Raw genomic sequence first — 17,859 nt, forward strand, 5'->3', positions numbered from 1 at the left:
TTTGAATTCACATGAATGTAGGATATTACGGTTTTTTTATTCGTAATACATATATGTTCGCGCTATTCAAATCGGTTTTTAAATGCTTGTTATAAAAGAGATTCTATCTCTAGAGTCCTTTTTTGCAAAATTTAGGAGGATGCAATGATGAAACGATTCGGTTTTGCACTGATGCTGATCATGGTTATGGCCATGAGCTTCGGTTGTGCAAAAAAACAGGTAGCTGTAACCCCGGAAGAAGCTTCCAGCTCTGAAACAGCCGTTGTTGAGGTTGTTGAAACTGAAGACAGCGCTTCCATGAACGGTACTGCTCAGGCTAATGAAGCTCAGCTTGCAGAAGAAGTTGCTGCAGCTGCAGTAGCATTGGCTGACACACCAATTCTTTTTGATTTCGACAAATTCGATATCAAACCTAGCTACCGTGCAATTCTTAAGCAGAACGCTGAACTGCTCAAAAAACTTCCAAGCATGCGTATTCTTATCGCAGGTCACACTGACCCACGCGGTACTTCCGAATACAACCTCGCTCTTGGTGAACGCCGCGCACGCGCTGTTCAGGATTACCTGATCGTTCTCGGCGTACCAGCAACTCAGCTTGAGATCGTATCCTACGGTGAAGAGCGTCCTGCTGTTCAGGGTTCAAACGAAGCTGCATGGGCACAAGATCGCCGCGCAGAGTTTGCACTTATCCAGTAGTAATATAGCTTTTTGTTAGTAGATATTACAAGGCGTTTCCTTCGGGAAACGCCTTTTCTATTTACCAGCCCATACAACCAGTAAAAGCAGACCGCGCTATTACCATAAAAAAACAGGCAGCGGACTCTATGTCCGTTGCCTGCTCTTTGCGCTTTAAAAAATGGTGTACCGAGATCTAAGTCCGGTAACTGATGACTACTGCTTCTTCTCTGTTGTATCCGTCGCAGTGGCAGCTTCTGCTGCTTTCATCTTTTCACGGGCTTCATCAATATACTGCTTCACCTTATCGGTCTGCTTCCACTCTGAGTACATGCTAAGCCAATTACCAAAATCAAGGAACGATTGATCCAGCTGCTCTTCGTGCCCTTCAACCCACATGCTGAACAGATGCATTTCAAACTGGAAGGTAACACTGCTAAGTACACGCTCTGCCATGCCCGGCTTCATAGTGTTTCCATCAAGCTCGTTGGAAATATGCACAATAACAGCTTCACGGGAGGTTTCTGGAGTGATTTCCTTGTTGTTAAGCTCGTCAGCAAGCGAATGAATGTGCGGCCAATTTTCTCGTATACGCATGTCAGCCTTTTCAGGAATGCGTATGAAAAGTTTGCCTTCATCTTCTTCGCTAATAAAATAGAAACGTAACCAGTTCTCAAAAATAAGAACTTCGCTGATAGATTTAACTGCCTTAGAAAATTCTGTAACCGCCATGTGGCACTCCTTTCTCTGTTTCTCCCAATGAGTGGGTACAACTAACTATGGTCATTGAATGACCATACGTCAAGTTACTTTTTTCACAATCACCTCTTACCCATACAGATGGCAGAGAACATGATGGTTTTTATCTACTTCGAGCCAGTTAGGCGTTTCTTCTCTACACACTGGCATTGCACGAGTACAACGGGGATTGAACGGGCACCCTTTAGGAGGAGTCAGCGGACTTGGTAAGTCTCCGGTCTGCACATCAGAAGCGCTTCGTCTTCCCGGTACTGGAACCGGAACCGCAGCAAGCAGCATTTGCGTATATGGATGCAGCGCATTGTCAAACAGCGTCTGTGCACTGGCAAGCTCAACAAGACGGCCAAGGTACATGACAGCAATAATATCACTCACATGCCCCACCACAGCCAAATCATGCGATATGAACATATAGGTCAGCCCGAAGTCTTTCTGCAGCTCTGCCAGAAGATTGAGCACCTGTGCCTGTACAGAAACATCCAGAGCAGAAACTGCTTCATCACAGACAATAAAATCTGGATTCAATACCAATGAACGGGCAATGGCAATACGCTGACGCTGACCACCGGAAAACTCATGTGGATACCGAACATAGTGCTCAGCCCGCATGCCAACACGCTCCAGCAAGTCAGTTACGACTTTTTTTCTATCTGCACTGCTTCCAACACGATGAACATCCAAGGCTTCCTGAATGCTTTTCCCGATGCTTTTGCGTGGATTCAGCGAAGAAACCGGATCCTGAAAAATCATTTGGATACGCCGTGGCAGTGAACGCTTCATGGCGCTGTCTGCGTGCCATATCGATTTGCCTTCCAGCAATACATCACCGGAGGTCGGAGGCAGTAAGTGGGCAACAATTTTTGCCAGCGTAGATTTTCCGCACCCGCTTTCGCCTACCAGCCCAAGGGTTGTGCCTTTTTCAATGCTCAAATTTACATCATGAACAGCAGTCAATTCACGAGGAGCAGCTGAAAACAAGGGCTGGTTTACAGAAAACCTGCGCGTAACGTTTTTGAGTTCTAAAAAAGTAGTAATACTCATTTCTCCAGTACGTTATTGTGCAATTGTCTCATAATAGCAGAGTGTCGGCGGGTTAGCAAAACGCCTGCCCCTGCCTGCTTCGATACTATGGCTCTGCATTGCTCTGTTGACAAGGGTATTGAAATGAGACAATTTCCACCACCGAGGAACTACAATGGCAAAAAAACGTACAAGAAAACCACGTCCACCGTTACCGGCTCCAAGCTGGTCAAGCATGCTGTATGCACGAATTGATAAAAAATACATCGGCATGTTCCGCTTCCTGCTCGAGGCACAGGACAATCTCGGCTACGCATCCGTAGTTGATAATTACGAATGCATACTCAAAATTACGTTTTCACCGCATCAAGAACGTGAAATGCGCGCATTCCTCAAAGGGATGCAAACCACCATTCCCTTCGAAGTTTTTGAGCGTCCGGCTACCTAGTACATTTGTCTCCGACGGGCAGGCGGGCGCTGCCCCCTGCACCCCCACAAGGGGACTCGTCCCCTTGACCCCAAGTATACGCGACTCAGTTCATTTCTCATTTTGTTGGAAGCCGCGAATACGCTATCTTTCCGATACTAAACTAAAAGGGTTGGCCTCAATTATGTAGGCCAACCCTTTTTATATTTACAGAAAGGTAGTGGTGCAAAAGCCGTAAAATTACTTTAGCAACGAACTAATATCGCATATAAAGGTTTCTGGAGATTCTTAAGAACCTCTTGCAAGAGGTTCTTAAGCCGCCGGAGGCAAAAGATTCATATCAAGCACCACCGGAACCGCGTAACTGCCGCTTATCGCCTATGCGCATAGTCAGGCGGACACGATCAAAATATTCAAGCAATGGAATAGCATATTTACGGGAAAGGCCTGTAAGATCTCGTAACTCAGCCGGTCCCATATCGTCATGCGAGGAAAGGTATTCCCGCACCATGTCTTTCACTTTCTCTAAGGACGGGGCATGGTAATACAGGGTGTCTTTGACCTTCACCATCTCCCCTGCATCTTCCATAAGTTTCAGTACAGGCACAGCTTCCTTCACTTCCACTTCTAGGGGCTCCAGAACTTCTTTAAGGTTAGGCGGGGTAATGCCACCTTTTTCATAAGCCTCAAGAATCACTTTGCGCAAACCTTCCTGATCTGCCGCCATTGAAACCTTATGTGCCGGAAGGCGCAGCACATCACCATCAATGACGATGGACTTGGCTTTAATAAGCCGCTCCACTAAGAAGTGAACAAGCTTAGGGGAAAGTTCTTTGCCCCAACCTGAAGCAAGCATGCCTCTAGAGAGACCAGCCTTCATCGGCTCGTTTTTATGGAAAGCTGCCATAAACTCTATGCAGCTCTCAGAAAGTTCTGTCAGGATATTTCCTGCAATATACAGGCGCTCTTCCTTATCAAAACAAAGCGCCTCCTGCTTTCCACCAAACAGATTCAGTATTTTGTCGAGTTTCTTTGTTTCGATGTCAGTAAAAATGCAAAGACGGGCAAAGGATAAGCCTTTTTCGGCTGCCATTGCCAGATGCAGGCGTACTCTATCTTCCGGTTCTGCTTTTGGAAGCTCCTGCAAACTATTCCAGATAACGTCATAGTGCGGGTTCTTTTTACGCAGACGTTCAGCTTCAGGATGCAGCAACTTACCACCAGCAACAGTGCGCAGCGGAGAAAATGACCGGATTACACAACGGTCATTGGCGACTCCCACCATTGGTTCTGTAAAGCGTACTTCGCAGATGGCAGTGTCCCCCGGCATCAATTTATCCCTGTCAGGAAAATAGAGACGAGCCAGAACATCACGAGCACCGTGGTGGAAATGGATTTCAGTACGATTTTTAAGCGGCGATGGGGATGAAGAGAGGCATGTCAGTTCAATGTGCCACGTATCGGAAGGAAATAATGTTTCAGGCCGCGCCAGCACATCACCTCTGTGCACTTCAGCCACTTCCACACCGGCAATATTAATTGCTGTACGCTTCCCTGCCGGAGCCTGTTCAACAGCACTTCCGTGACTCTGAAGTCCGCGCACCTTGCCAGTCATATCATGAGGATAGAAACGAACCTCATCTCCAACATTCAAGGAGCCGGAAACCATGGTTCCTGTGACAACGGTGCCATGCCCTTTCATAGTAAACGACCTGTCCACCGGCATGCGGAACAAGTCTGAACGGCGCTGAGGGGTAAGCTCTTTCTCCAGCTTGGCAATGTGTGCCCGCACTGTATCAAGCCCCTCACCAGTATGAGAGGAAACTGGGAAAATAGGAGCATCTTCAAGGAAGGAACCTTGCAGAAACGCTTTCACATCTTCCTGCACCAGTTCGAGCCACTCCTCATCAACCATATCTGTTTTGGTCAGAGCAACAAAACCGGTAGGAATGCCAAGAAGAGAACAGATTTCCAGATGCTCACGGGTCTGAGGCATAACACCTTCATCCGCTGCAATAACCAGCATCACAAAATCGATGCCGGATGCACCTGCAACCATGTTCTTAACAAATTTTTCGTGCCCCGGAACGTCTACAATTCCCATTTTGCCACCATCTGGCAAATCAAAGAAAGCAAACCCTAATTCAATGGTTATCCCGCGCTTTTTTTCTTCTTCCAGTCTGTCGCAGTCGATTCCGGTGAGTGTCTTTACAAGCGTGGTCTTACCATGATCAATATGACCGGCAGTGCCCATTACAACAGGCATAGTTTCTCCTTGGCGTAATTCCTGACTGAGGCTGCTTTTACCCGTGTGTGCAACCGGATGCAGCGCATCATACAATATATCCAGCCCTCAAGCGTCATCTGTCGCCATGAGGATTGTATGTTGTATGGGAAAAAACCCAACTCCTCAACTATTCCCCGCTAATGGATGATGCCGCACAATAATGCTATGTATCCTTCAACAGATACAACAGATCACACCGCAAAGAGGACACTATGGAATTACTTGAGATTCAGACATCAACCCGTGAAGAGCTCATTGATATCACAGCGCGTGTACAATCACTTATCAGCGAAAGAAACTGGCAGGACGGAATGTTGCTGCTGTTCTGCCCGCATACGACAGGAGCAGTCACCGTAAATGAAGGGGCTGATCCTGATGTAGCCCGCGATATTACTGTAAACCTTCGTCACCTTGTACCGCACAAGGGAGATTACAGACACATGGAAGGAAACAGTGATGCACACATTAAAGCGAGCATGTTCGGACCGGATCAAATGCTCATCGTAGAAAACGGACGTGTTCAACTCGGCACGTGGCAGTCAATCTACTTCTGTGAGTTCGACGGAGCCCGAAACCGTAAGCTCTGGGCTAAATTCATAGGCTAAATGCGCCGCCGTGCACAGCGGCGCATTACTTTTTTACAATGTAACTCGATGGATCGGCTGGAACTTACGGTCAACCGTGCGTTGATATTTTACTGCAGGGTGTCCGAACATCATTACGTAAGCTGCTTCATGAGCCTCAGGAAGACCAAGCAGCTCTTTGTAGTCAGGAACAAAGCGCGTGAATGCCTGCAACGCAAAACCGCACCATAAACTACCCAGTCCGGCATTGGTTGCTGCAAGATCAAAATGAGTCAGCGCAATTGCCACATCAATCTGTGGAGATGAACCACCAAGTGGCGAGGACACCACAAGCATGTGCGGCGCTTTTCTGAAAATGATATCAATGCCGTCGCCTAGCGCCTTATTGAACGCCCGAAAATGCGCCATGTCTTTAGGCACACGCTGTTCTGCTACGGCCTCAGCAATATGCGAATACGTATGCTCTGAAATTTTCTGCATCACAGCCATGTCATCCACCACTGTGAACTGCAGTTTCATGGCATTCTTTGCTGTAGGGGCATTAGCAGAAAGAGTAACAAGACGGTCGATAAGCGCTGTATCCACATTCTCCTGCTTAAAACGACGGACAGAACGTCTTCCCCGCATGAGTACTTCAAGCTGCTCATCTGACGGTAGATTCCCTTTAAGGGGAACACACTGTTCCGGCTTCACATCAAGAATAGAAATCGCGCCTGTCGGACAGATGGCAAAACAATGAAGACACCGTAAACACCGCTCTTCACGAGATGCCTCTATGGAAGGAAACTCTCCGTCAAAACGGATAATCGAAGCAGGGCAATCTGTGACACACTGACTGCATTGAATGCACTTATCAGCATCTACAGTAAAATTAAGCATAGGATCTCCCACTGCGCACAAAGCGCATTCTCCCATGAATAAATGGTATTAAAATTGGAATATTACGACATACAAAGAAGGTTAACCAACCTCTGGTAAATACCGCTGAACGATACTGTAAAAAAGTTTGATGATAAAGAACGATATTTTTTAGACCAAATATTCCCCCAAAACACACCGAATTTTAAAAGGATATGAGTAGAGTTACATTGCCGTGTCATATTGCGTCAAAATCGTAACAGTCCTGTCACATAAAATGTCTATCAAGAGCACGGCTCGAGGAGCAGGCAAGGGTGTCTGAGCAGATCGGGTCGATCACTTAGATATACGTTATGGAGCTTGTATGCCTGACATGACTTACTCTCCGGAAGCGACGCAGGAAGCGTCTTCTGTGACTGAAGCTGGACACAGCAATCTTCAATCAATTGGTCGTTGGTTAGCTGTTGCAGCCCTCATTTACTGTATGCTGCTTGCTGTCGGAATGATCGGCGCAGGTTTTAAAACTGCCACTGCCGGACAGGCAAAGTCACTTTTTGCCTTTGCATCCAACCCGTTTCTTGGACTGATTATCGGTACGGTCTGTACTGCCCTTATCCAGTCCTCAAGTACTGTTACTTCCATTATTGTTGGCCTTGTAGCAGGCGGCCTGCCTGTCTCCATCGCAATCCCAATGATTATGGGCGCAAACATTGGCACAACCATTACAAACACTATCGTAAGTGCCGGTCATATGCGTTGCAGCACTGAATTTAAGCGTGCCTTTTCGGCAGCAACTGTACATGACTTCTTTAACCTGATCGCAGTTATCATCTTCCTGCCACTTGAAATTTTCACCGGATTTTTACAAAAATCCAGTTATGCTATCGCCTCCATGTTTGTTGGCGGAACATCCATGAGCATGAAGGGCATGAACTTCATCAAACCGATTACCAAGCCTTTGATCGGCAGCGTAAAGGGAATGTTCGGTGGATTTGCTCCTGAAGTTCAGGGGGCAGTTCTCGTTATTCTCGGTATCGGCCTCATCTTCTGCGCTATCACCATGATGGGCAAACTGCTTAAGAAACTCATGGTAGGTCGTGCTAAAAACATGCTTCACACTGCCATCGGACGCGGCTCCTTTGCTGGCATCCTTTCCGGCATGGTTGTTACTGTTCTTGTTCAGTCTTCTTCAACAACAACCAGCCTCATGATTCCACTTGTTGGTTCCGGCATCTTCAGCATGCGCCAGATCTACCCGTTTACGTTAGGCAGCAACATCGGCACCTGTGTTACTGCTCTGCTTGCTGCAACAGCAATTGTTGGTGGCAACAGCCTCTTTGCTCTGCAAATCGCATTTGTTCACTTACTGTTTAACATCTCAGGCGTGCTTCTTATCTACGGGATTCCGTTTCTGCGCGAAATTCCTCCACGCTGCGCAGAGTGGCTGGCAGATTACGCTGGACGTAAAAAGCGTTACGCTGCCTGTTACGTTCTTGGAGTGTTCTTCCTGCTGCCTGCAACCTTCATTATTCTTGCTCAGTAGCAAACAGGATAATACAAAGCTTACAAAATACCGCGCAGGATCTGCGCGGTATTTTTTTGTCTAATGCCAGTTATCCACTGACACTCACAAACAAATGCATACCGAGGCTACTGCCCCCTTTCAGTCTAGGTGAAATAACTATGTACAGTGCACAGGCACAAGAGAAATTCAAGGCGAAGCATCGTTAATCCCATATCCCCGTTTTAGTTTCTCGAAACAACATTGCCATGTACGGGGTGCCATCAATCTGATCGTAAACTTTTTTACGTATGTATCTACAATCAAGTAGTTACGGCATATTTTTTTCCAGTAAAAAAGCCTGTCAGAGCTTTACAGGCAGACTGAAACCGTTTACAGAATTGGTTCAGATGATTTCCACCTTTCCAGTAGGAATGGCGGAGACAGTAAGTTTGCACTACACCTAAACAGTGTAACCGCTTCCGGGAAATGACTGATAGAAGAACATGTACCCCCGTACCTTCTTCTATCGCAGTTTACCGGATGAATCTGACATATATATCATCTGGTAATAGGTCGTTATACTTAACGGCTTAGCGCTGCGTGTTGCACATTCTTCGGTAGCATTCAATGGGCGAAATGCTGCCGGAGTTCCTCAAAAGAGTCCGGGGTTCAGGCGATGGTTACTAGTTCTGAACTCCGGACTCTTTTGCGTTGTACGCACAAAAAAAGGTCAGTCACTATGTGGCTGACCTTTTCTTTTTTAACGCTGCTAATGTTTTTTATGCACAACCAAAACGTTACACGGTGCTTGCTTAAGCACCCTAGTTGTAACGCTTCCAAGTAAAATCGAAGCAAGCGGGTTTGTGCCCCGTGGTGCCATAATGATCATATCTACGTTTTCTTTTTCTGCCATACGGGGGATCTCTATGCTTGGAGAGCTATCCACAACATGTTCAGTAAATTTTGCCTGATGCTTTTCCAGCAACTCGCGTACGGGAGTCAGAACATGATTCGCGTATTCAAGAGATTCAACTGAAAAATCTTTGAACTGCTTTAAATTTTGAAAGGTCTCACTGCAATAAAGCACTATAATTTTTGCATCAAATTTTTTTGCCAGATCTAACGCTTCAGCAGCAGCGTTGAGAGAATATTCCGATCCGTCCACAGGCAACAAAATCTTGGTTATTTCCATACATACACTCCCATCTACCAGCAGAGTTATTCGAACAGCTACTATGATACGTCCCGCGTACACGCCAAAGCTCTATCAACAGATGAATCTATATATCAAACAAGTCCATCTTCTTTAGCACGCACATCACAGTAGCAAATCAATTTTTGATAAGAACTTTCTAAGCATAGCGTGCTTAACAATCTGTAGCAATGGGATAAAAAAGATATCATGCATAGTAATAAAAAAAGACTGATTCTCATACGAATACAAGAATCAGCCTCTAGGGGTAGGAAAACCAAAGGATTCCTGGGTAGGGATATACTGTATAAACCCATGTACGATTTGGCGTAAAATATTGCACATGGATGATGCGTTCATACAGTAAAGACACATATTATTTGCTTTTCATACGAGCAAATATGCTCGGTACTGATAGATAATTTCCCCTTAAATGTAAAGAAGATGCAAAATGATGCTGCAAAAAAGAACGTTACAACAGGGTGTTGGTACATCGTAACATGTTTAAGCCCACTCTCTTCACCACAATACAAGACTTCTCCCATAGGAAAACCCCATCTTACTCCATGATGGATTAAGATGGGGTTAATTTTTTTACCTTTTCTTTTTGCTGTCGAGTTTTCCGAACACATAAACGGAACAGCGTGTCCGGAAAACTCAACATCAACGCACTTAAAAAGCACGTTATGCGAGGAAGAGTCATCATACCCAAGTGGTGTGAGTAAGCAACTTAATAAATTTCATATAGTCCATAACTTTTTTTAAAATACAAAAAACGTTGCTGGACACAACTCATGCGCAGAAATAGAAATTATCGCATTGTAATTATGAAATAAAATATGCCGGATGCAATGCAACAGCCCCTTGAGGAACCTCTTTTCCCATTGGAATCATGACGACATGCTCCGGTTGAACCTGATTATACGACAGCCGGGTGTCGTTACGAAAACCAAAGCGCTTAAAGAATCGGGGATCGCCTTGAGAAACAAGCCCCTTTGCTCCCATTCCATATGTTGCCCGCACTGCCTGAGTAATTAGTGCAGAGCCTACACCGTGCTTCTGATGTTCTGGTAACACTCCCACAGGTCCAAGATAATACCAGCCAACACCGTTTCCGTTGATAGTAATCGGTGAAATGGTTGCATGGCCGATTACTCCGTCTCGTTCATCCTCTGCAACAAGAGATAATGCCAGTGCATTTTCCTCTCGTAATGCATCTACAATCTTATACTCTGATAAATATGAATATTGATGCTCATTATACGCATGATATTGGACAGAACGGATTGCATGGGCATCATGAGTATTTTCGGGGCGAATACGCATAGCAGCCTCCTTAAAGCGACTTTTCCTATAGGCTAATCTGTATTGTACCATACTTTAACGGCACTGTATTCTCAGCTACACAAAAAATACTTTTTGCAGCATGAATATCACCTGAAGTGCCTGAATGCTGTCGAGTCCCGCCTCTTTTATTACCCCTGCAAAACATGTATCATGCCCCTCGATCACAACAATTATCACGAGGAAAATATGACTGCATCAAAACGAAACGTATACCTTAAAACAATTCCGCTGAATGAAGCTGTCGCCAAAACTCAAGCTGCACTCGACAGAGACTTGCTGTTACGCAGCAAAATGGTGCCGACACATGAAGCTGCCGGACGCGTCTTGTCTGAAGCAGTTTTTGCTGAATTTTCCTCCCCTACCTTCCACAGCGCAGCAATGGACGGTATTGCAGTTATTGCCAAGGAAACCTTTACAGCACGCGAGGGAGCACCCTTGCGCCTTACAAAAGGGGTATCCTACCTTCCTGTGAATACCGGAAATCCGCTCCCTGAAGGCTATGATGCCGTTGTTATGATTGAACACGTTGTTTCTGTTGATGAAAACACCGTTGAAATTGAAACTCCGGCGTTCCCATGGCAGCATGTACGCCGCATTGGTGAAGATATCGTTGCCACAGAGCTGCTCTTTCCCCAGAACCAGCAAATTTCAGCCTATGATATCGGAGCATTGCTCAGCGCGGGTATTTGGGAAGTACGTGTGTGGGAAAAAGTTCGGGTCTGCATTATCCCGACAGGTGATGAGGTGCTTGATTTTGAAAAACGCCCGACGCCTAAACCCGGACAGGTTATTGAAAGCAATTCACAGGTGCTTGGTGCCATGGCACGAAGCCTTGATTGCATTGTAGACCGCATCCCCCCTGTGCCGGATGTTCCTGAGCTGCTGGAGCAAATTGTCGAAGAAAAACTTAACAGCCCGTACCACGTTGTGATCATCTGCGCCGGTTCTTCTGCCGGTTCCAAAGATTTTACCCGCTCCACCATAGCAAGCCTTGGTGATGTAATCGTGCATGGCGTTGCAGCCATGCCGGGTAAACCTTCCCTGCTGGGCGTATGCAAAGACAAGCTCGTTGCCGGCGCTCCAGGCTATCCTGTAAGCGCAGTCATCTGCTTTGAAGAACTGCTTACTCCGCTGATCTCATGGATCAGCCGCAAGCCAGTTCCTGCGCGTCCTGTTGTTGAAGCTGAGCTGACCAGAAAGGTTCCCTCCAAACTCGGTATTGAAGAATTTTTACGCCTTTCCGTCGGTAAAGTAGGCGATAAATATGTCGCAACGCCGCTTGCCCGCGGTGCAGGGTGCATTACCACCATGTCCCGTGCTCAGGGAGTCGGGCGCATTCCACCACAGGCGGAAGGCATAGACCAGAACGCTGTTGTGCACACAGAGCTTCTGGTCGCTGAAAAACGTCTTGATGAAGTCCTTGTTACCGTAGGCAGCCACGACAACACACTGGATATTCTTTCTGACGAATTAATGGGACTGGACACACCAATGCGTCTTGCGTCCAGCCATGTCGGTTCAATGGGCGGCATCCTTGCCGTTAAAAACGGTTCCTGCCACATGGCGGGTGCGCACTTGTTTGATCCGGAAACCAAAGACTACAACTTCCCGTTCATAGAAAAATACCTGCCGGACACTGACCTGACCCTTGTTAACCTTGCTATCCGTCATCAAGGGTTCATTGTTCCAAAGGGTAACCCGAAAAATATTTCATCTATAGAAGACCTTGCAGACGGCTCCATCCGATTCCTGAACAGGCAGCGCGGCGCAGGAACTCGCATTCTCTTTGATTATCATCTCAAACAGGCCGGAATTAAGCCTTCATCTGTCACAGGGTATGATAAAGAAGAATTTACGCACATGGCAGTTGCCGTAAACGTGCTGACAGGTGCTGCTGATACCGGATTGGGTATTTACGCTGCAGCAAAAGCGCTCGACCTTGATTTTGTTCCGCTCGCACGCGAACGATACGACCTCATTATTCCAACAGCGCATCTTGAAACACCGCAGATACAGTCCGTACTGGAATTATTGCAGTCACCTACATTCAAGGCACGCATTGAAGCGCTTGGCGGGTATGAAACCTCTTTGACAGGAACCATTATGAAACCCGGAATCGGTCTTGGAGAATAATGTGAAGTTTTTTAGTCCGGCTTTTGCCGATACAGAAGAAATTCCTAAAAAATACACTTGCGCGGGTGAAGATATTTCGCCGCCACTTGAGTGGTCAGATATTCCTGAAGGAACCAAAAGCCTTGTGCTTATCTGCGATGATCCTGATGCACCGTCCGGCGTATGGGATCACTGGCTCATGTTTAACATCAGCCCTGAGAGCAATGGGTTAGCCGAAGATACACCTAAGCAGTTTGATCCGTTCAAAGGCACAGGCCACGGCCTTAATAGCTGGCGCAGAGCATTTTACAACGGCCCCTGTCCGCCTTCTGGAACGCACCGGTACTACTTCAAGCTTTACGCGCTTGATACCCGACTCAGAATTAAACCGGGTGCCGACAAAGCAGCGATTCTGCGGGGCATGGAAGGGCATATTCTGGATAAAGCACATTTCCACGGCACAGCGACCAGCGGTAGAGAGTAGTCTCCGACGGGCAAGAGTTCTGCCTACCCTAAAGGGCACTTCGCACGCACCCGCAAAGGTGCTCGCCTCTTGCCTCCATTTATACGCGTCTTCAATCTGTTTATTCTCTTGTTGGAAGCCGCGAACACGCTATCTTTCAGTTATTAAGATCAAAAGGGTTGGCCTCACTTATGAGACCAACCCTTATATATTTAGAGAAAGGTAGTGGTATAAAAGCCGCAAATTTCAGCTAAAGAAACGGGCTGGTTTCGCGGCTAAAAGTTTTTGGAGAGTCCAGAGAACCTTGTTTCAACAAGGTTCTTTGGTCGCCGAAGGCATCCCACTAATGTGCGCCACCGAAGTCCTACTTGCGTCGTGTTACCAGATTCAGCAAGAGCCGCGCAATAAACCATGCACTGGCAAAAAGCACAGCAAGAGCAAGGAAATAGAGCGGAGTACTGGCTGCAAGCTCTGAGTTTCGCAGCATGGTAATGCCGCTAAAGATTATGGCTGCGCTGATAATAAGCTGAAACAAGTGATTGGAATCACGAATCACCTTACGGCGTTTGCTCATGAAAAAGCTCATGATCCACACGACTACAAAAAAAAGGACTGCTATCTTAAACATCAGCTTCCTTTGTTTCCTCAGGTATTGCTGCGATAGCCTGGATGCGGTCAAGGCTTCCTTTCAGATCATCTTGAGGAAGAATCTGATACGGAACAATCACGCCTTCTGCACCGCAGTTGAGACCGCCCTCCACGGATTTACAGTACCCGTCAAAATTCGCTGCACCATGTGTACCGGTTAACAATACAGGCGCAGTAGATTCACCTACTGCTTGAGCAAAACTTTCTGCATGCCCTGAATACGGCACAGCAACAATATCTGCTCCTAGCTCACCACCGAGAAGGATTGAATCCGCAATAAGCGCACGATCATATTCCTGAACAATCCGGTCACCTTTAGCAAAAATTGAAAGCAAGACCGGAAGCCCGTATGAATGAGCTTCTTCACTAATACTGCCGAAATCCTGAAGCATCTTCTCTTCATACTCGTTACCGATAGTCAACTGCAATGCCACAGCATCCGCACCTGAGCGAAGTGCTTCAAGCACTGTACACACCACAGTCCGGTTCCATGAAGGTACCGCATGCTTACTTGCAGTGGCGAGCTGGACAATAAGCGGAAGGGATGGAGGCATAGTTACGCCGAATGTACGGGCAAACCCGTTGGAAACAAGCGCAGACTGGATTGTCTGCGTATCAACAACCTCCACACAGGCTGCCGCAGAAGCTGCGGCTGGAAATCCGCTCTCCATCCGTGTCTGTTCAAAAGAAAGGATGACAGATCTGGATTTATTCTCTGTCACAAGCAGACGCTCTCTTCTACGATACATTCCAAGCATAAACTCTCCTGAGGGCTATCGCCCGCGTGCGTTACATTCCAGATACGGACAATATGCAAGAGCCCCGTCCGTAAGGGCTGTGCTCTCGCCAGTGCCGCTATACATAACAAGCGCAGGTTCAACAACTACCCCGCAGTTACCGTTTTTTCGGGCTTCAAGCAACACAAGCGTACTTTTTTGATCTGCCTTGCTGTGTATAAATTTCAAGCGCTTAGGGGTAAGCCTATGCTGTGCACATACACCAAGCAATTCATCAAGACGTTCTGAAGGAAAAATACAGCAAAACACTCCCTTGTTCTTTACCAGAAAAGACGCAGCCTGCACAAATGCAGAAAGAGCCCCTTCTGTTTCGAACAAGGCACAGGTCCGTTCCTGCGTTGCTGCATGCCTACCCTGATTCTGCCGCCGGTACGGTGGATTGGATACAACGACATCGGCTTGTTCAGCTACAAGGCCACTGGTCCGAACTTCATTCACATCTGTCAGCACATCTATGAACCGTTCACTCACTCCCAGCGCCTTGGCATTTTGCCTCGCAGCATCAAGTAAGGAAGACTGCAATTCCACGCCAGTCATATTCAGGCGCTCATTCTCGAGCAACATGGTCAAACCAATCACCCCGCAGCCAGTACCCAGATCAACTGCCGTTCGGTATTTTGCGGCATAGGCAAATCGCGCAAGTAGCAGTGCATCCATGGAAAACCTGAATGTTCCCTCCGGCTGATATAGCCCCCGTGGAAAGTACTCACGTGCTTTTGCAGTATCCAGATTTTCGGTCATCCTTAATCCTTACAATATACAAAAAAAGGACGGGATATTCTCCCGCCCTTTCCTTTCAACATAGTAGCCACACTGCTGTCGTGCTCTGCACCTCTTTAAAAACGAGGCTACAGGAGAGGTTCCTTGCGGCTGCAAGACAAAACCTGTCCGCCGGAGACACTAACAGTTCTAAGGCTTATTCACCGCACTTTTCTTTAAGTGCTTTAGCGATCTCAGCACCCATTTCGTAGCATTTTTTGTATGCATCGTGGGTTGGAACAAATTGGTTTTTAACGCCGTCTACAGGCATTTCAAAGCCCATTTCGGTAAGGCTTTCTGTCAGCGCTTTTACACACTCACCAGACCAACCGAAGGAGCCGAATGCACCACCAATACGGTTCTGCGGACGGAGTCCTTTCATGTAGGTCAGCATCTTGGCAACTTCTGGAAGAATGCCATTGTTGTGTGTAGGAGAACCGAAAATAACAGCACTTGAGCGACCAAGCTCAGTCATCACAGCACTGTGGTGGTCAGATTTAAGTGACATGATACGTACAGGTACGCCTTCACTTTCCAGACCTTCTGCAACAGAGCGTGCCATTTTTTCAGTAGAATGCCACATGGTGTCATAAATAATAACAGCACGTTTCTTCCATGCCTGCTCAGCAAATTCACGGTACTTGTCAAAGCACCACTGTACATCTTCTTTACCGCGGAAAATAAGGCCGTGGTCAGGAGCGAGCATGTCAATTTCAATACCCATTTCTTCGATAGCTTCAAGGGTCTTAAGTACCAGCGGAGAGAATGGAAGCACGATGTTATGGTAGTATTCTACCATGTCGTGCTCAACAACAGCACGTTCAACTTCGTCTACAAAACGCTCGGTAGTAGAGATGTTCTGACCGAAAATATCGTTGCAGATAAGCAGTTTGTCCTGCGGAATGTAGGAAACCATGGAGTCAGGCCAGTGAAGCATACGAGTTTCGATGAACTGAATGTCACGGGAACCGATATTAATGGAATCTCCTGTTTTCACCACTTCAATCGGCCAACCCTCTGTGTTGTAATGCGCCTGCATGGAACGTTTACCAAGCGGGGAGCAGAAGATTTTTTCCGGCTTACAAAGTTCTACAAGCTTAGGCAGACAACCGGAGTGGTCAGGCTCAAGGTGGTTACACACAATGTAATCAACTTTTTCCAGCTCAGTCACATTGGACATGCGGCAAAGCATGGTATCAATGAAGTTGCTTTTAACAGTGTCGAAAAGCACTGTTTTTTCATCTTTTACAAGATAGGTATTGTAGGTTGTGCCCTGTGGAGAAAGTGAATAGCCATGAAAGTCACGGCTTGTGTAATCAACGGCACCAACCCAAAAAACGTCTTTTTTAATTTCAACAGGATGCATCATGTTTTCCTTATAACTCGCCCTTGCTTCACGCTGCAGGGTCTTTGAGAAATTTGTAGCTGTGTTGCACAAAAAGCATGTAGCCCCTTCCCTAGCAATATTGCTACTTCCCGGGAGACTGTACGTCTGCGCATAACTGTACAGTCCTACACACAAAATTACTGTCCCGAACAAATTTGGCACAACAGCCAAGCACAGCGATAGCATGTAGGCATGCATCCTGTACAGAGTCTGGCATACGCCATTTTACAAAAAAAAGCCCCCCTCGGCGAGGGGGGCAACGTACTTTTTATGCTGGTTCGAATTCGCTCTTAGGAGCGCCACAAACCGGACAGAGCCAGTCTTCTGGGATATCTTCGAACTTAGTGCCCGGCTCTACGCCGTTATCTGGGTCACCTTCAGCCGGATCGTACTCATAGCCGCAAATTACGCAAACGTATTTTTCCATTGTTCTTTCCCCTTCGTTATTGCTTATGCTTCTGCTTTCCAGTGTCCGTGCAGGTTACAGTACTCACGTGCTGTAACTTTTTCTGCTTCAACACAGAACTCTGCTTCAGGAGCATCACCAGGGTTAAGGAACTTGGTGTAGCTTACGCCGTCTGCAATAAGCTCAATCCACTGAATCCAGTGAGTGTCAATCATAGGGTGAGCAACTTCACCAACTTTAACGAGGTAACCGTTTGCGGTTTTTTCAATAACCGGAATGTGTTTCTCGCGTGCTGCGTCCACAGTACCTTCTACCTGAAGAACCATATCTTCACCGCAACATACTAAAGATGGGCCGCCACCTACGAGAATTTCCGCCATATTTCCGCAGTGCTCACATTTGTAAACTTCGAGACGATTTGGCATCGGGAGCCTCCTGATCGACATTGTAATATTTGTATTCGGGGTAAAATCTTTTTCCATTAACCAGAAATTTTCCAGCAGCGTCACTATACACATAAAGCAGTATCAGTTCAACGCGTTGAGCAGGTATTAATCCTTTCCTGCCTGCCGTTGAAAAAAGATATACGCAGTTGAAACAGAATAATCAAGCTAATAATAACCATTCTTAATAA

General features: G+C 46.7%; 18 protein-coding genes. 6 read left to right on the plus strand and 12 right to left on the minus strand.

Translation table 11 applies throughout. The features are described 5' to 3' along the window. Window positions 1-144 precede the first annotated feature (144 nt). Window positions 145-696: a peptidoglycan-associated lipoprotein Pal gene (gene pal / locus SP90_RS05225; RefSeq protein ID WP_066853305.1), complete on the plus strand. Its 552-nt coding sequence runs from the start codon at window positions 145-147 to the stop codon at window positions 694-696. A 195-nt stretch (window positions 697-891) separates the two neighbouring features. On the opposite strand, the gene SP90_RS05230 is transcribed toward pal, so the two are convergent. Together SP90_RS05230 and SP90_RS05235 are read right to left on the minus strand one after the other, a co-directional pair. Next, window positions 892-1,407 carry a hypothetical protein gene (locus SP90_RS05230; protein WP_066853308.1) on the minus strand — a complete coding sequence of 172 codons (516 nt, stop codon included), beginning with the start codon at window positions 1,405-1,407 and terminating at the stop codon, window positions 892-894. A gap of 96 nt (window positions 1,408-1,503) precedes the next feature. Then, on the minus strand, window positions 1,504-2,475 hold the full coding sequence (locus SP90_RS05235; protein ID WP_066853310.1) for an ABC transporter ATP-binding protein: 972 nt from the start codon (window positions 2,473-2,475) through the stop codon (window positions 1,504-1,506). A 154-nt stretch (window positions 2,476-2,629) separates the two neighbouring features. On the opposite strand from SP90_RS05235, the gene SP90_RS05240 reads away from it, so the two are divergent. Next, window positions 2,630-2,902 carry a DUF4911 domain-containing protein gene (locus SP90_RS05240; protein WP_066853312.1) on the plus strand — a complete coding sequence of 91 codons (273 nt, stop codon included), beginning with the start codon at window positions 2,630-2,632 and terminating at the stop codon, window positions 2,900-2,902. Window positions 2,903-3,221: 319 nt separating this feature from the next. On the opposite strand, the gene selB is transcribed toward SP90_RS05240, so the two are convergent. Next, window positions 3,222-5,147, minus strand: coding sequence for a selenocysteine-specific translation elongation factor (gene selB / locus SP90_RS05245; RefSeq protein WP_066853314.1), 1,926 nt, complete (start codon window positions 5,145-5,147; stop codon window positions 3,222-3,224). 233 nt (window positions 5,148-5,380) lie between these two features. Between selB and SP90_RS05250 the strand changes: the two genes are divergently transcribed. Continuing rightward, entirely contained in the window at window positions 5,381-5,773 is a 393-nt protein-coding gene (locus SP90_RS05250) for a secondary thiamine-phosphate synthase enzyme YjbQ (RefSeq protein WP_066853317.1), read from the plus strand. A gap of 33 nt (window positions 5,774-5,806) precedes the next feature. Here the strand turns inward: SP90_RS05250 and SP90_RS05255 are convergent, their stop codons facing one another. Continuing rightward, window positions 5,807-6,631: a nitroreductase family protein gene (locus SP90_RS05255; RefSeq protein WP_066853319.1), complete on the minus strand. Its 825-nt coding sequence runs from the start codon at window positions 6,629-6,631 to the stop codon at window positions 5,807-5,809. A gap of 343 nt (window positions 6,632-6,974) precedes the next feature. Between SP90_RS05255 and SP90_RS05260 the strand changes: the two genes are divergently transcribed. Then, window positions 6,975-8,153, plus strand: a complete 1,179-nt coding sequence (locus SP90_RS05260) for a Na/Pi symporter (protein WP_157471191.1) — start codon at window positions 6,975-6,977, stop codon at window positions 8,151-8,153. 730 nt (window positions 8,154-8,883) lie between these two features. On the opposite strand, the gene SP90_RS05265 is transcribed toward SP90_RS05260, so the two are convergent. Both SP90_RS05265 and SP90_RS05270 read right to left on the minus strand, forming a co-directional pair. Continuing rightward, window positions 8,884-9,306 carry a universal stress protein gene (locus SP90_RS05265; RefSeq protein WP_066853321.1) on the minus strand — a complete coding sequence of 141 codons (423 nt, stop codon included), beginning with the start codon at window positions 9,304-9,306 and terminating at the stop codon, window positions 8,884-8,886. 825 nt (window positions 9,307-10,131) lie between these two features. Continuing rightward, complete coding sequence (locus SP90_RS05270) at window positions 10,132-10,632, minus strand: GNAT family N-acetyltransferase (protein ID WP_066853323.1); 501 nt, start codon at window positions 10,630-10,632, stop codon at window positions 10,132-10,134. A 207-nt stretch (window positions 10,633-10,839) separates the two neighbouring features. On the opposite strand from SP90_RS05270, the gene SP90_RS05275 reads away from it, so the two are divergent. Together SP90_RS05275 and SP90_RS05280 are read left to right on the plus strand one after the other, a co-directional pair. Continuing rightward, complete coding sequence (locus tag SP90_RS05275; protein ID WP_066853325.1) at window positions 10,840-12,786, plus strand: molybdopterin biosynthesis protein; 1,947 nt, start codon at window positions 10,840-10,842, stop codon at window positions 12,784-12,786. 1 nt (window position 12,787) lies between these two features. Then, a complete protein-coding gene (locus tag SP90_RS05280) occupies window positions 12,788-13,249 on the plus strand; it encodes a YbhB/YbcL family Raf kinase inhibitor-like protein (RefSeq protein ID WP_066853327.1) in 462 nt (153 codons plus the stop codon). A gap of 343 nt (window positions 13,250-13,592) precedes the next feature. Here the strand turns inward: SP90_RS05280 and SP90_RS05285 are convergent, their stop codons facing one another. From SP90_RS05285 to SP90_RS05310, 6 genes are all read right to left on the minus strand, one after another. Then, window positions 13,593-13,802, minus strand: a complete 210-nt coding sequence (locus tag SP90_RS05285; RefSeq protein WP_157471192.1) for a hypothetical protein — start codon at window positions 13,800-13,802, stop codon at window positions 13,593-13,595. A gap of 46 nt (window positions 13,803-13,848) precedes the next feature. Next, entirely contained in the window at window positions 13,849-14,634 is a 786-nt protein-coding gene (locus tag SP90_RS05290) for a beta/alpha barrel domain-containing protein (RefSeq protein ID WP_066853332.1), read from the minus strand. Between the two features lie 15 nt (window positions 14,635-14,649). Continuing rightward, entirely contained in the window at window positions 14,650-15,414 is a 765-nt protein-coding gene (locus SP90_RS05295) for a tRNA1(Val) (adenine(37)-N6)-methyltransferase (RefSeq protein WP_066853334.1), read from the minus strand. 175 nt (window positions 15,415-15,589) lie between these two features. After that, window positions 15,590-16,798, minus strand: a complete 1,209-nt coding sequence (locus SP90_RS05300) for an FprA family A-type flavoprotein (protein WP_066853336.1) — start codon at window positions 16,796-16,798, stop codon at window positions 15,590-15,592. Between the two features lie 289 nt (window positions 16,799-17,087). Next, window positions 17,088-17,246 carry a rubredoxin gene (gene rd / locus SP90_RS05305; RefSeq protein WP_066853338.1) on the minus strand — a complete coding sequence of 53 codons (159 nt, stop codon included), beginning with the start codon at window positions 17,244-17,246 and terminating at the stop codon, window positions 17,088-17,090. A gap of 23 nt (window positions 17,247-17,269) precedes the next feature. Then, window positions 17,270-17,650 (minus strand): desulfoferrodoxin, encoded by a 381-nt coding sequence (locus SP90_RS05310; RefSeq protein ID WP_066853340.1) that lies wholly within the window; start codon window positions 17,648-17,650, stop codon window positions 17,270-17,272. Window positions 17,651-17,859 lie beyond the last annotated feature (209 nt).

The organism is Halodesulfovibrio spirochaetisodalis, assembly GCF_001672295.1.
Taxonomy (GTDB): Bacteria; Desulfobacterota; Desulfovibrionia; order Desulfovibrionales; family Desulfovibrionaceae; genus Halodesulfovibrio; species Halodesulfovibrio spirochaetisodalis.